This window comes from Chloroflexus sp. (genome assembly GCF_034431535.1).
Lineage (GTDB): Bacteria > Chloroflexota > Chloroflexia > Chloroflexales > Chloroflexaceae > Chloroflexus.
Genome location: NZ_DAOUDC010000076.1, coordinates 13,092 through 27,338, shown reverse-complemented (window position 1 = coordinate 27,338; position 14,247 = coordinate 13,092). Strand labels below are relative to the sequence as shown.

Here is a 14,247-nt window from a genome sequence, read left to right as displayed (position 1 = left end):
TCCCAAAATCGTTTGTCGTCTTGACTGGTACAGACGGCAGGAAAGCGCTCGTTGTAGGGAGGCCGTATGTTTCTCGCTCACCGGTACTGGTTCGTCGTCCTTGTCGGTCTGCTCATCGTTGCCCTCACCGCGTGCGGCGGCGGCAACGCCGCGCCGACCGCCACCCCCACCCCCACCCAAGCCGCTGCCGCACCCACCCGCACCCCTCGCCCCACCCGCCCGCCGGAGCCGACCGCTACGCCACGCCCATCGCCGACCGTGGCATCAACCCAAAGCGGCCAGGTGGCGCTGGTCGATATTGGCCCGCTCGAAACCTACCGCCATGCGAGCGGTGTGTTTCGCATCGATGTGCCCAACAACTGGACGCTGCAAGACAATAGTTCGCCCGCTGAGCTGTTGCTAATCTGGACTGACCCGACCGGCAATGGCGCGATCTTAGTCAATATCTTTGAGGACAGCCGTAGCTTCACTGATAGCCAATTGGTTGATCTGCTCAACACTTTCCTCGAAGATCGCTTTGGTAGTCAGCCCGATTTTCTCTACGAAGATCCGCGCCCCCAGAATGATGGCAGCCAACTGGTGGTGTGGTCGTATACCGCAACCGCCGGCAACAACATCAAAGCCACCATGCTCGGCAACAGCTTTGTCGAACAGCGCGGCAACAAGATCTCGATCTTGACCACGCTCGTGCCGGATGAGCAGTTTGACACCCTGCGCAGCCAGACCGACAAAATCATCAATACGTATGCCATCAACCCCAGCGCCGCGCTCGGCGGCGGTACCACTATCGGCGGTGGCAATACCAGCGGCGGCGGTCTGGCACCGATTGAGATCGGCCAGTTGCGCACCTATTCGCACCCATCGGGCGTCTTCCGCATCGATCTTCCAGTCAATTGGACGCTCACCGACAATAGCCGGCCCGGCGAGCTGATTCTGGTCTGGACCGATCCGACGAATAATGCCGCGATTGTCGTCGATGTACTCGAAGATAGTACAGTATACAGCGATGATCAGTTAATCGAGAAGCTCGTCACCTTCCTTAAGAACTCGTTCGGCGACCAGCCCGACTTCTTCTACGATGACCCGCGCCCACAAAGCGATGGCAGCATTCTGATCATCTGGGGCTACACCTCAACCGCTTCCAACAATGTCCAAGCCTCGATGCTGGGGAATAGCTTCATCGAACAGCGTGGCGATAAGGTTTCGGTGTTAACCACCCTGGTGCCTGAAGAGCAGTTCGATACGCTCAAAAGCAAAACGGATGAGATCATCAACACCTATCGTCTTGACCCGAATGCACGGGTGCCGTAGGATTAGGATGTAGTCATCTACACGCTGTTACAGCCTAGCCAAATGACTACGAAGGAGGGCGGTTTTTTGCCCGCCCTCGTTTTTTGATAAAGTCGCATGAGACAATAAACAACTGCCACCTGTAAATGAAGTAGTGACACACTACACCGTATCACCCAATGCCAAGAGGTGTAAGGATAAATCAACGCTTTGATGCATGAATCGGCTGGACCAGCCTATTGCTAAAGGATGATTCTTTAGGAACCAATAACTTCGCATTCACCAGATAAACACCGGGCACATCAAGAATAGGGAGGAATCTTACCCTCCTCCACAATAGCTACTCCTCAAGCCAAACAAGCCGACTCATCAAGAAACTTGATCTCGGTCACTTTAGTACAGCAAAACAGATTGAAAGCATAGCAATATAAATAGAAAATAAAGACATCTAAAATTTTTACATAGTCACTGTTCGAATTCGAATTACATCTTTAGCCCTTTATCACCGAATTATAAATCTCCATAAGAGTGTTGTAGTGTGCTAAAGCAGTATAGCGTTGCTCAACAACGCTCCGAGCATAAAGACCCATTGCTAATGCCTGTTGGGGACGAGCGAGTAGCCACTCTAATTTTTGTCGCAGGTCCTGACTATCACCTGGCCGAAATAGCACGCCACTCTTGCCATCTTCCACTATGAATGGTAGGGATCCTATATTTGAAGCCAAAACCGGAGTTCCAGATGCCATACTTTCTAAGATAGCTACCGTGAAACCCTCATACCATACTGAAGGAACGATCACTACCATAGCCTGGCGCAATAATTCAAACTTTTTTTCTCCAGTTACATACCCAAGGAAATCTGCTTGAACACCTTGTTTCTGAGCTTTCATTTGCAGAGTTGTTTTTTGAGGCTCATCACCGATAATCTTTAATCTTATCTTAGGTAAACCCGTGAGTGCATCTAACAAAACATCCACTCCTTTTTCCGGTGATAACCGTCCAAGATAAGCAACGTAAGGTTCACGGTACTCAAACGATCCCGGTACAGGGAGTGGATCAGATAAAAAGTTTCCCAGAACATTAATTTTATCTGCAGAGGTTAAACCACTTTCTATCAGTTTTTGACCGACGAATTGAGTTAGAGCAATAAAACGATCAATCATTTTAAACGTCCCCCAACGCCGATGCAAATAAATGGTCAAAGCATACAACGCACTGAGCGTATGACTTCTACGGTAACATCGCCAGCGAACGGCGTGGATCGTATTGCCATATTTACAGCGCTCGCAAATCTGCCCGTGGGTATAGAAGACAGCATTTGGACACAGAAATCGATAGTTATGGATGGTTTGTACAATCGGAATACCGGCTTTTCGTAATGCTCGGTACACGGATGGTGAAATCAAGGGAAAGACATTGTGAACATGCGCTACATCAGGACGTTTGTCAAGCACGAAAGATTGCAAGTCATGGTAGGTTTGCCAATTATGGATGGTATTTATCAGAAAAACAGATTTTCGACGCAGATCGTAAGTGAAGATCTCAGAATTATCACGCTGCCATGTAAACACCTCATGACCATACTGTTGCAGTAGAGCCACTTCAGCACGGTATACAGCAGTTTCTCCACCTGGTTCTCGGTAATCGTTGTGAATAAGCAGAATTCGCATAGCCTGGTCAAATCTATCATGAGCAATTTGTCTTGGAACAATTGCTGTCTTTCACACAATCGGTCTGAAGTTCGGTGTCAAGATAGCATACAAATAAACGCCTTGCAAGGCAATCACCGAAATCCTGATTCAGACCTTGCTCTTCACGATATACAAAACAGTTCTACATAACTGACGTCCAAGAAACCTTACTTACCCTCTACATAATTACATTTACCCTATCGAAAACTGATCTAACACCTTCAACCTGCCAACAGACCATCTAACCCAATCGAAATGCACCGCACTATATCAACAGGGGCGGAGGGTTGCCCCGCCCCTGCGCATTGTTTACCCTTTCGCTGCCGCGTAGTGCTCGGCTACCTTCTTCCAGTTTACCACGTTCCACCAGGCATCGACGTAGGCGGCCCGTTTGTACTGGTACTTCAGATAGTAGGCATGCTCCCAAACATCAATGCCGAGAATAGCCGTCTTCCCCTCCATCAACGGGTTGTCTTGGTTGGGCGTGCTCATAATGCTCAGGTTACCGTCTTTATCGGTGATCAGCCAAGCCCAGCCTGAACCAAACCGACCGAGTGCTGCTGCCTTGAACTTCTCTTTGAAGGCGTCGAAGCTGCCAAAGGTGGCATCGATTGCAGCCGCCAGATCACCTTCCGGCGCACCACCGGCATTCGGCGCCATAATCTCCCAGAAGAACGTATGGTTCCAGTGCCCACCGCCGTTGTTGCGCACCGCTGTGCGGATCGCCTCCGGAATCGCCTCAAGGTTGCTCAGAAGCTCTTCAATCGACTTGATCTGTAGGTCGGGGTAATTGGCTAACGCATTGTTCAGGTTGGTTACGTAGGTCTGGTGATGGTTATCGTGATGGTAATGCATCGTCGCTTCGTCAATGTACGGCTCTAGTGCGTTGTAGTCGTAGGGGAGCGATGGAACTTCAAACGCCATGAGAAACCTCCGTGGCACTTTCAAACAACGACGGCCACCCTTGGCCGTCTTAACTTAAGCACTTCTATTGTACCGCGAATTATGGATGTAATGCTACTGCGGAATACGATACCGACAACAATGCCCACCTTCAGCAATCGTCATATCACGCTCGATCGGTGTGGCAAGCAGGTCTTCATAGAGACGTAGTTCTTGATCACAAATCTGTGGGAAACGACGAGCAACACAATCAAAGGGGCAGTTGTACTGCGTCATTAAGAGATCACCGTTCTCAAGCTGCTCGCATTCACACATATACCCCTGTTCGGCAAGCCGCTCGGCCAGTATGGCAACTTGCGTCGCCCGCACCTTCCCGGCAAGTTGTGGGGCAAGAGTGGCGTGTAAGGCGTTTCGTCGTTGTTCTAGCACCTCCTGCACCGCAACCTCGCCGCCCATCGCGGCTACACTCTCGAACAGCTCACAGACTAAACGTTCGTAGTGTTTAGGAAAAAAATGTTCGGCGCGCTCGGTGAGCGCATAGAGATGCGCCGGACGGCCTACGTTTCGGCGCAGACCACAAATGTAGACGAGACCCTCGCGCTCGAGTGCGGCAAGGTGTTGGCGGATCCCAACCGCACCGATGTCAAGTGCAGCGCTCAGTTCTACCGCACTCATCTGCCCATGCCGGCGCAGGAGCTGCAAGATGCTGCGCCGTGTCGCTCCCTGTTCTCTGCGCTCAACCTTGTGCATGGTCGATGTCACCACTTTACGAATATGATCCTATCGAATAATCTTATGGTGAGTATATCAATCGCGCTACACCCTGTCAAGCAAGATAATTGCTGTCTGTGATTTTAGTAACGTCAACCTTTCGTAATTCTCTGGTATAATGCTCAGAGACGCGGAGTCAATCAAACGGAGCAGAGCAATGGGTCTCTTTTCAAGTAACCAACCGGTACAGGTGACCGAAGAGCAGATTTTGGCTGCATTGCGGCAGGTGCAAGAGCCGGAGTTGGGCGGTGATCTGGTCTCACGCCAGATGGTGAAGCATATCGCGATTTGCGACGGTATTGTGCGCTGTACTATCGAACTGACGACACCGGCTTGTCCGCTGAAAGATCAGATGCGCAACGATATTGTCGCAGCGGTCAGTGCCGTTCCCGGCGTGAAAGAGGTGAATGTTGATTTCACCGCCAACGTTCGCCGTCCGGCCGGTATTCCTGAACAAGCAGCTATTCCCGGTGTTGCGAATGTGCTCGCAGTGGCCGCCGGCAAGGGTGGGGTCGGCAAGAGCACGGTGGCAGCTAACCTGGCCGTGGCGCTCGCCCAGATGGGTGCACAGGTTGGGTTGCTCGACGCCGATGTCTTCGGGCCGAGCTTACCACTGATGTTGGGGATACACGGTCAACCGGCTGCCGTCAGTGATGCTAATGGTCAACCGATGATGCTCCCACTGACCAACCACGGCATTAAGGTGATGTCGGTCGGCTTTTTGATTGATGAGTCGCAACCGGTGATTTGGCGTGGGCCGATGGTTAGCCAGTTGCTCCGTCAATTCCTCTATCAGGTGGCGTGGGCGCCGCTCGATTATCTGATTATCGATATGCCACCCGGTACCGGTGATGTGGCCCTCACGCTCGCGCAGAGTTTGCCGTTGACCGGCGCCCTGATCGTGACCACGCCCCAGCAGGTGGCGACGATCGATGTGATCAAGGCCATGGAGATGTTCCGCAAGGTGAATGTGCCGTTGCTCGGCGTGGTCGAGAATATGGCCTATTTCATCGCGCCTGATACCGGCAAGCGTTACGACATCTTTGGCAGCGGCGGCGCCGAACGGCTGGCTCGCCAACTAGGGGTGCCGGTGCTCGGCCAGATTCCGCTCGGCATGAGCGTGCGCGAGGGTGGAGATACCGGCCAACCCGCTGTGATCAGCGACGCGCCCGATGCCTACGCCGACATCTTCCGCGAACTCGCCCGCCAAGTCGCTGCCCGCATTTCGGTGTTGCAGTACGCATCGGTATGAGACTATTACCAAGCCTCAGCGCGTAGTATCCCCCTCCCCTAGCGGGGCGGGTCGGGGTGGGGGCAAACCGCCCCCCTCGCCGGGACGCACTTCCCCTCCTCCAGCGGGGGCGGGTCGGGGTGGGGGCCACATCCCCCGGCTGGGATGGGGGCAATGTTATTCACATCGTTTTTGGCTGTTCGTTGCGTCGTTGCGTGTTCACGATGAGGTGTATGCATGGCCGCTCAGCCGCTCTCCGGCACAATTCCGATCACCTTCTACGAACCGTCCCGCCATCCTCGCTACGCCACCGACACCCCCGCTCTTGACCAATATGGCCGCCGGATCGACTATCTGCGCGTCTCGCTCACTGACCGCTGCAATATGCGCTGCATCTATTGCATGCCCGCGGTCGGGATGCAGTTCGCCCCCCGCCCCGAATTGCTCACCAACGATGAGGTGCTGCTCGTGATGCACGCCGCCGCCCGCGCCGGTTTCCGCAAATTGCGCCTGACCGGCGGCGAGCCGACTCTGCGCCACGATCTGATCAATCTGGTGCGCGAGCTAAAACGGATTCCCGGTATTGAGCATATCGCGATGACCACCAACGCTCTGCGCTTGCGCAAGCTAGCCCAACCGCTGCGCGAGGCTGGGTTGGATCGCGTCAACATTAGCATTGATACGCTCGATCCGGTGAAGTTTCGCATGATGACCCGCGGCGGCAGTCTTGATGAGGTGTGGGCCGGCATTGAAGCGGCAGACGCCGCCGGTCTGCATCCGATTAAGCTGAACGCGGTAGTGGTGCGCGGGATGAATGATGAAGAGGTGGTGCGGCTAGCCGGCCTGACCCTCGACCGGCCATGGGAGTTTCGCTTTATCGAGGTGATGCCGCTCACCGGGGTGGCGGGGTTGGCCGAAGAGGGGATTGTCACCAGCGCCGAGCTGATTGCTCGCCTCGAACAGCACTACGGCCCGCTAGAGGAGATTGGCCATGCGCCAAGTGACCCGGCTCGCACCTACCGGTTGCCCGGCGCCAAGGGGGTGATCGGCTTTATTTCGAGCGTGAGCGACCCCTTCTGTTCGACCTGCAACCGCATGCGCCTCACCGCCGATGGCCGCCTGCACCTGTGCCTCTTGCGCGACGATGAGGTTGATCTGCGCGCCGCCGTGCGCAACGGCGCCACCGTGGATGAGATCGAGCAGATTATTCGCCACGCTGTTTACATCAAACCGTGGGGCCACGGCCTCCCCGAAGGCGTGAAACCAACCTTGCGCGGGATGTCGGAATTAGGCGGCTGAGCGGGCAGATTTCCAACATCTCTCTAACGATCAAACGCCGGCTGAGTGATTACAATGCATGGTAGTGCACTAGGTGTTGTGCGCTTGGCGTTGTTTTCGCTTGCCAATGCGCGTGCATCACTCAGGAATAGCGAGGGAGGTCTATGACAACCGAACCGTTGACCGAAACTGGCCGGCAATCCCATACCTTTAAGGCCGAAGTGCAGCAGGTGCTGTACATTCTTGCCCATTCGCTCTATACCGACCGCGAAATCTTTTTGCGCGAATTGATCTCGAACGCTTCCGACGCCATTAACCGGATGCAGTTCGAGATGCTCACCAATCGCGAGGTGCGCAACCCTGAACTCGAACCACAAATTACGATTGAGGTCAACAAAGAGGCACGCACCCTCTCTATCAGCGATACCGGCATCGGCATGACTGCCGAAGAGATGATCGATCAGCTCGGTACGATTGCCCAGTCGGCGGCGCGCGCGTTTGTGAAACAGGCCGGCGAAGGGGCCAAGCAGACGGTGAGCGAGATTATTGGCCAGTTTGGCGTCGGCTTCTACGCGGTGTTTATGGTCGCCGATAAGGTGACGGTCGTATCGCAGTCGTACCGGCCCGATGCGCCGGCGGCGATGTGGGAATCGAGCGGCGGCGATAGCTTTACCGTCGGCCCCGCCGAACGTGCCCAGCGCGGCACCACGATAACCCTCCATCTCAAAGAGGACGCGACCGATTTCGCGGATCCGTGGCGGATCGAGCAGATTGTCCGCCGCCACTCGAACTATGTCGCCTTCCCGATTATGCTCGATGGCCGCCAGATCAATGCCCGCACCGCGATCTGGCGCAAAGCGCCGCGCGATGTCACGACCGAGGAATATCACGACCACTATCGCCAACTGACCCTCGATAGCCAGCCGCCGCTGAGCTATATCCACCTCTCGACTGACGCGCCGGTTGATCTGCACGCGATTCTCTACATTCCGTCCCGCCGCGAGCGCGGCCTCCTCGAACGGCGGATCGAGGGCCAGATTAAGCTCTACTCGCGCAAGGTGTTGATCCTCGAAGAGGCGAAGGATCTGTTGCCGGCCCACTTCCGCTTTATCGAGGGTGTGGTTGACAGCGAAGACCTGCCGCTCAACGTGTCGCGCGAGAGTGTGCAGAGCGGCACTGCCGGCGGTTCGCCGGTGATGCAGCGCCTGCGCAAGACCCTCACCGCGCGCCTGAATAAAGAGCTGAACGAGCTGGCCGAACGCGATCCCGAAAAGTATCGCACCTTCTGGCACGAGTTTGGCCCCTTTATCAAAGAGGGAATCGCTACCGATTACGAGCACCGCAATGATCTGCTGAAGCTGCTGCGCGTGCAGACGACTAAGAGCGGCGAGGAGTGGATTACGCTCGCAACCTATAAAGAGCGCATGGTTCCCGGTCAGAAGGAGATTTATTACCTGATGGCGGCCAGCCGCGAGGCGGCGCTGAGCAGCCCACACCTCGATCCACTGCGCGCGCGCGACATCGAGGTCATCCTCTTCACTGACCTGATGGATGGCTTTATGCTGTCGGGGTTGCGCGAGTACGAAGGCTTGCGCCTGCGCAACATCGACGAGGGCGAGCTTGATTTGCCCGGTGAGGTGGAGCGGCCCGCGCCGGCGATCGACGATGCCCAGTTCACCGCGCTGGCCGAACGGATCGCGGCTACCTTGGGCGAGCGGCTGAAAGAGGTGCGCACCTCGAAGGTGCTGCGTGATAGTCCGGCCCGCTTGGTCGCCGATGAGGCGGCGTTTGGCCGCGAGATGCAGCGCATCCAGCAGATTTTGGGTCACGAGGTGCAAACCGGGCCGCGCATCTTGGAACTCAACCCGGCCCACCCCTTGATCGCCGCGCTGGCCCGCCACGCCGCCGCCGATCCCAACGATCCGCTGATCCCGCTGGCCGCCGAGCAGCTCTACGACAACGCGCTGCTGATCGAGGGCTTGCACCGTGACCCGGCGTCAATGGTGCCGCGCATCTTGCGGCTGCTTGAACTCGCCGCCAACGCCGAGCGGTAGCCGCGAAGGACGCAAAGAATTGTAAACGCAAAGGCGCAGAGAACGCAAAGGTCGCACAGGTGGTTGAAACAGGGGGCTTTAGTACAGCCATACTCTAGCCCCTACAACAAAAAAACCTTGGCGATCTGTGCGCCCTTTGCGTCTTTGCGTTGAGAGTCTCTGCGCCTTTACCTTCTGCGCCAGGCAACGAACAAGCCCGCGCCACCCAACGCAATCACCGCCAACACAATCCACAACCACCACGGCGCGCCACTGCTGCCGACAACCGGCGCTGGCTCGGCGGCGGGGGTGGGAGTGGAAACCGCCTCGGTCGGTGCCGGCGCTGCGGTCGCCGTTGACATAGGCGCGGATGCGGCTACCAACGGGCGCGGGCCAACAAAGACAGCGGTGGTGCGACCGGGCACGCTCAACGTGCCATCGTCGTTGTAGCGCGATTGCGTCACCCGCCCGTCGCTCGAAGCGACCTGCACGTCGTGCAAGCGCAGATCACCGGTGGCCAATTCGGGAATGGTGATCGTCACCGGATCGGGCCGGGCATTGAACAGCACCACCACCTGCCCGATGTTCGGATCAAGCCGCGCCGAGCCGTTGTCGCTGATGCTCATCACGATCAGGCCGGGGATTTGATCCGGCCCGTTATTGAAGAACGAGACCATCCGCTCGACCTCTTCAGCGGTGCGCAGCCGGAAGAGCGGCGTACTGCGGCGAATGCGCAGCATCTCGCGGAAGTGGTCGTAGGTCGCCCACATCAGCGCCTCGTCCGGCTTGAGGGCAGGGTTGGCCAGCAGCGGGGCCATGATTGGCCAGTTGCTCTGGTTATCCCCCGCCGGCGGCAACCCCGAACCGAAGGTATTCGCTTGGCCGCGCCAGTCAATCCGGTTGAACCAGTCGGACGAATTGTAGCTGTTGCGGTCGAGCGATTTCGAGCGCAGCAGTTCATCGCCGGCGTGGAAAAAGGGAATGCCCTGCGCCAGCGCGGTCAGCGACAGGCCGAGCTGCGCCATACGCACTCGCTCGGCGATCGGCGTGGTGGCCGCCGCTTTGAGCTGCACCGCATCAAACAGCGTCTCGTTGTCGTGGGCTGATACGTAGACGATCTGCTCTTGCGGATCGAGGGTGTAGCCGCCGGCGGCGCCGCGGTACTTGATCTGTTCGCCAGGCACGGTGCGGCCTTCGTAGTTAACCATGCGGTACGTCTTGAGATTGCCGGCCAAACCCAGCTTGATCAGATCAGTCTCGGCCAGCAGTTTGACCCGCTGCGCATCGGAGGTACCCTGCGGGAAGTCGCTCGGATCAGTGGCGAGGCCGGAAATGAAGCCTTGCAAGCGCGGATCGTCGAAGGGGCCGCCGCCGCGGGCCGCGTCGCGCAGCCGGTCAGAGAAGGTGCCGATGCCGGTGCCGGCCATATTGAATTGGGTCGCGTTGATACCACGCGCGTTGTTCGCCACTTCGCCGAAGTTCCACCCCTCGCCGTAAACGATGATCGACTTGCCATCCACGCCGTCGCGTTCAAGCGTCAGCGCATCGAGCGCCTCCCGCACCGCCAGCATGTTGTACTTCATGTGGTGGCCCATCAAGTCGAAGCGGAAGCCATCAACCTTGTAGTACTTCGCCCACAGCACCACCGAGTCGATCATCAACTTCTCCATCATACGGTGCTCGGTGGCGGTATTGGGGCAACAAGTCGAAGTAGTCACATTGCCATCACCGTCGAGCCGGTGGTAATAACCGGGCACAATCCGGTCAAGCACTGACCGCGGGTTTTGGCCGCTAGCGTTCGTGTGGTTATAGACCACATCCATCACCACGCGCAAACCGGTCTGGTTAAGCGCCTGCACCATCTCGCGGAATTCGAGAACGCGCTGCGGGCCATCAGGATTGGTGCTGTAGCTGCCTTCCGGAACTGAATAATGGTACGGATCGTACCCCCAGTTGAAGCCGTCGAGATCGCGGATCGGCTCGATCAGCGCCTGCTGTTCAGGTGAATCAGGCGGCAGCGCGCGCAGTTGCTCGTAGGGCAGCGGCACTTGCCGCTCGCGAATCTCTTCGATGGTGGCAATATCAAACGCCGGCAACAGATGAACGTGGGTGACGCCGGCCTCGGCCAATTCGGCCAGATGGCGCATGCCAATGCTGTCGCGCACGGTGAAGGCGCGGAAAGTGCCGCGCAGATCGGTCGGCACCGACTCGTCGAGAATGCTGAAATCGCGCACGTGCAGCTCGTAAAGCACCACATCTTCGGGCGCGGCCAGCGGCGGCTTTTGGAGCGTCGCCCAACCGGACGGCTGGAAAGCCGGATCGTTCAGATCGATAATCTGGCTGCGGGTGCTGTTGGCGCTGAGCGAAACCGAATACGGGTCAGTGACCAAATTCGTCACTACCCGGCCCACACTCGGCACATAGACATCAACCTCAAACAGATAATACTGGCCGATCCAGCTCGCCTCGCCGCGAATGCTCCAGACGCCGGTTGCAGCATCGAGCGTCATCGGCAAGACCACCGCGCGCGTATCGGGGTTAGCATCGGCGAAGCGGTGCAACCGCACTTGGCGCGCCGTCGGCGCCCACACCCGGATCACCGGCGCCCCATTCTCGATCGTCACACCGAGCGGGCCATCGTAGGGAAAGAGCGCATCGAGCGCGCCGGGGATCTGCACGCGAGTTGCATCGAGCGGCTGGCCATTTTCATCGTACATCGCCACCACCAACTGGCCGCGGGTGAGGCCGATCAGGCGCGCGCGGTCGAGCGGCGGCAACTTAAAGGCGCTAAAGCCGGCCAGATGGGGGAACTTAGCCAGCGCCGGGCCGGGGCCGGCCGGCGTAAAGGTCAGATCGATCCGTTGCCCGCCCGATACCCCCTGCGGCGTCAGCTTGATCGCACCCGACGGATCGCTAAACAGGGCATAGCGATAACGCGGCGTTCCGATCACATTCCAAACGATCGTCTCAGCATCGACCCAATAGGCGTGGGCGCGCGAAATATCGCCTTTCGGCACGCCAGCGGTCGAAATCGTCACTTCGCCACTCCCTACGTTATAGCCAACGTACACCTCACCGCCTTCGTCCACCTTGATCACGAATGGCAGGCCATTCGGGCCGCCCTCGCCAATCGCACCCTCCAGCGTCTCGCCAATCGCCAACCGCAAGCGGTACTCGCCGGCGGGGATGCGGTTGGTGGTGAAGGTATACAACCCGTCACCATCAGGGTCTTGCAGCCACGAACCGAGACAAGTAGGATCATCGGCGGCGGCGCAGCCAAGGGCGGGTTGGAAATCGCCCACCGCAACGATCAACGGCGTATTGATGCTATCTGTCACCCAGTGGGTCTTGTGGTCGTAGACAAACCGCACCGACGTTGGCGCGGGCACCTGCAACGGAATGTTTGGCCCATCACGGCGGGCATTGAGGCCATAATTCTCGGCCCAGCTATCGTTCAGCGCAACCTTGTACTCGTAATAGCCCGCCGGCAAGTCAAATCGCACGCTCCACACATCAACCGCCGGGTCGTAGGCTAGGTAGGTAATGCTACACGATGGCTGCCAATCGCCGGGGCAGCCAAGCACACTCTGGATCGTGCCGGGAATGGTGACGGTTTTGGGATCAGGCGTGGTTTGCGCCGCAATCGGCAAGGCAGCGAGCGACCAGACCAGCCACAACGAGACTGAGAGCGCCAACAACGCGCGCCGGTGCCACACACGAAGCTGCATAGCGTCCACCTATGATAGTTGGCAACGAAACTATTTGCGCGTAGTATAGCAGGTTGCGGGAATAATGCAACTGGCATAAGAAAACGTAAGGGCGGGTTTGAAACCCGCCCCTACGCAATGCCACAATTGAGCGTGCGCCTGCCTTGCGCGTACTATCCATCACCCATTGCCGCCGATCCACGCATGGAAATCGGCATCGATGGCTCGGGTAAAGCCGGTGATCATATGGTTCATCTTATGTTCCATCGCCCGCTCGCCAATCGCTTGCAACACGTTGCTAGGCATCACCCACAGCACCCGCGGCACAGGTATCGTCATCGCCAATTCGACAGTATATTCGATATCAGTGCCATGGGCATGCGGGTAAAAGACCGCCTCGGCGAAGAGCTGGCCGGGGAAGACAAACCCGGTCAGATCAATCGGCGGGCCATCATCGACCGGCATAATCCGGATCGCGCGGTGCGGCTCGAAGATCGCAGTCACATCGAAATAGCCAGCCATCGCGTGGCCATGGCCGTCGGTCGCACCGATGACGAGGCGATAGCGGTTGGGGGCATACGCAAAGACCTCGATCACATCGGGCAACAGACTAAACACCGCTGGAATGTCGCAGAAGTACTCGTAGGCGAGATCAAGCGGGCCATTGAAGCGGAAGAGATGGACAGCAGCGCCATTCAGATCGACGGCCCGGCGGCGGTCGTCACTGGCAACAGAGGGTGTGTAGGGCGCCGACATAGACGCTCCTCGGCGCAGCTTCGTCACCGAAACCACGCGAATTTCATATATGACATCAATCACGGCTAGTATAGCATCTCCATGCGGTTTGTGCAAGCGAGAACCCGCCGGCAAGGATTGACGTTTTGCTTTTTGCGTAATAGAATGGGAAACAGGACCGCGATAATAGCGCCGCAGCCGGGCTGGCGGCGGGAAGGAGCGATCAATGTCTGTCAAAGAGAGCGGCGGCATCTTTAGCATGATGTTCCGTGAAGTTGGTCTCTTCTGGGAGCAGGCGTGGAAGTGGGCCGAAGAGCAGGCTCAAGCCGATCGTGAACAAGAGAAGGTCACTCAACAGCGCCGGCTGGCTGAAGCGCAGGCCCGCCTGCTCGAGCAGATCCGGCTTGCTAAAGAGGCCGGCGTTGATGTTGATCGGATTATGGCCGTAATGCAACAAGAATTGAAGAAGTAATTCCGTTAGGAATAGTGGTGGAATGGCGGGGCGGCGATGCGTCCCGCACTTTGCGTTTTTATCGCCGCACTCTCTTCTCGCATGTCGGCTATAATAACCGGTAGGAATCAGCGCGCCGCGCTGAGCATAAGCGTTG

General features: G+C 57.5%; 10 protein-coding genes. 5 read left to right on the top strand and 5 right to left on the bottom strand.

Annotated features, from left to right (window positions below):
- The first annotated feature begins 66 nt into the window (after positions 1–66).
- On the top strand, positions 67–1,311 hold the full coding sequence (locus U9R61_RS19345; RefSeq protein ID WP_322490448.1) for a hypothetical protein: 1,245 nt from the start codon (positions 67–69) through the stop codon (positions 1,309–1,311).
- A gap of 470 nt (positions 1,312–1,781) precedes the next feature.
- Here U9R61_RS19345 and U9R61_RS19340 read toward each other — a convergent pair whose 3' ends face one another.
- The 3 genes from U9R61_RS19340 to U9R61_RS19330 form a co-directional block, all read right to left on the bottom strand.
- A complete protein-coding gene (locus U9R61_RS19340; RefSeq protein WP_322490447.1) occupies positions 1,782–2,960 on the bottom strand; it encodes a glycosyltransferase family 4 protein in 1,179 nt (392 codons plus the stop codon).
- Positions 2,961–3,290: 330 nt separating this feature from the next.
- Positions 3,291–3,905, bottom strand: a complete 615-nt coding sequence (locus U9R61_RS19335) for a superoxide dismutase (protein ID WP_322490446.1) — start codon at positions 3,903–3,905, stop codon at positions 3,291–3,293.
- Between the two features lie 93 nt (positions 3,906–3,998).
- Entirely contained in the window at positions 3,999–4,634 is a 636-nt protein-coding gene (locus tag U9R61_RS19330; protein WP_322490445.1) for a helix-turn-helix transcriptional regulator, read from the bottom strand.
- A 178-nt stretch (positions 4,635–4,812) separates the two neighbouring features.
- Here U9R61_RS19330 and apbC point away from each other — a divergent pair, with 178 nt between their 5' ends.
- The 3 genes from apbC (at position 4,813) to htpG (ending at position 9,218) form a co-directional block, all read left to right on the top strand.
- Positions 4,813–5,907: an iron-sulfur cluster carrier protein ApbC gene (gene apbC, locus U9R61_RS19325; RefSeq protein WP_322490444.1), complete on the top strand. Its 1,095-nt coding sequence runs from the start codon at positions 4,813–4,815 to the stop codon at positions 5,905–5,907.
- 216 nt (positions 5,908–6,123) lie between these two features.
- Entirely contained in the window at positions 6,124–7,185 is a 1,062-nt protein-coding gene (gene moaA / locus U9R61_RS19320) for a GTP 3',8-cyclase MoaA (RefSeq protein WP_322490443.1), read from the top strand.
- 143 nt (positions 7,186–7,328) lie between these two features.
- On the top strand, positions 7,329–9,218 hold the full coding sequence (gene htpG, locus U9R61_RS19315) for a molecular chaperone HtpG (protein ID WP_322490442.1): 1,890 nt from the start codon (positions 7,329–7,331) through the stop codon (positions 9,216–9,218).
- Positions 9,219–9,385: 167 nt separating this feature from the next.
- On the opposite strand, the gene pulA is transcribed toward htpG, so the two are convergent.
- A complete protein-coding gene (gene pulA, locus U9R61_RS19310; protein ID WP_322490441.1) occupies positions 9,386–12,925 on the bottom strand; it encodes a pullulanase-type alpha-1,6-glucosidase in 3,540 nt (1,179 codons plus the stop codon).
- A 159-nt stretch (positions 12,926–13,084) separates the two neighbouring features.
- Positions 13,085–13,660: a DUF1997 domain-containing protein gene (locus U9R61_RS19305; protein ID WP_322490440.1), complete on the bottom strand. Its 576-nt coding sequence runs from the start codon at positions 13,658–13,660 to the stop codon at positions 13,085–13,087.
- Positions 13,661–13,865: 205 nt separating this feature from the next.
- Here U9R61_RS19305 and U9R61_RS19300 point away from each other — a divergent pair, with 205 nt between their 5' ends.
- Entirely contained in the window at positions 13,866–14,111 is a 246-nt protein-coding gene (locus U9R61_RS19300) for a hypothetical protein (protein ID WP_322490439.1), read from the top strand.
- The last annotated feature ends 136 nt before the right edge of the window (positions 14,112–14,247 follow it).

Coding starts and splice junctions, on each gene's coding strand:
- U9R61_RS19345 (WP_322490448.1), top strand. CDS start 67: ATGTTTCTCGCTCACCGGTACTGGTTCGTCGTCCTTGTCGGTCTGCTC.
- U9R61_RS19340 (WP_322490447.1), bottom strand. CDS start 2,960: ATGCGAATTCTGCTTATTCACAACGATTACCGAGAACCAGGTGGAGAA.
- U9R61_RS19335 (WP_322490446.1), bottom strand. CDS start 3,905: ATGGCGTTTGAAGTTCCATCGCTCCCCTACGACTACAACGCACTAGAG.
- U9R61_RS19330 (WP_322490445.1), bottom strand. CDS start 4,634: ATGCACAAGGTTGAGCGCAGAGAACAGGGAGCGACACGGCGCAGCATC.
- apbC (WP_322490444.1), top strand. CDS start 4,813: ATGGGTCTCTTTTCAAGTAACCAACCGGTACAGGTGACCGAAGAGCAG.
- moaA (WP_322490443.1), top strand. CDS start 6,124: ATGGCCGCTCAGCCGCTCTCCGGCACAATTCCGATCACCTTCTACGAA.
- htpG (WP_322490442.1), top strand. CDS start 7,329: ATGACAACCGAACCGTTGACCGAAACTGGCCGGCAATCCCATACCTTT.
- pulA (WP_322490441.1), bottom strand. CDS start 12,925: ATGCAGCTTCGTGTGTGGCACCGGCGCGCGTTGTTGGCGCTCTCAGTC.
- U9R61_RS19305 (WP_322490440.1), bottom strand. CDS start 13,660: ATGTCGGCGCCCTACACACCCTCTGTTGCCAGTGACGACCGCCGCCGG.
- U9R61_RS19300 (WP_322490439.1), top strand. CDS start 13,866: ATGTCTGTCAAAGAGAGCGGCGGCATCTTTAGCATGATGTTCCGTGAA.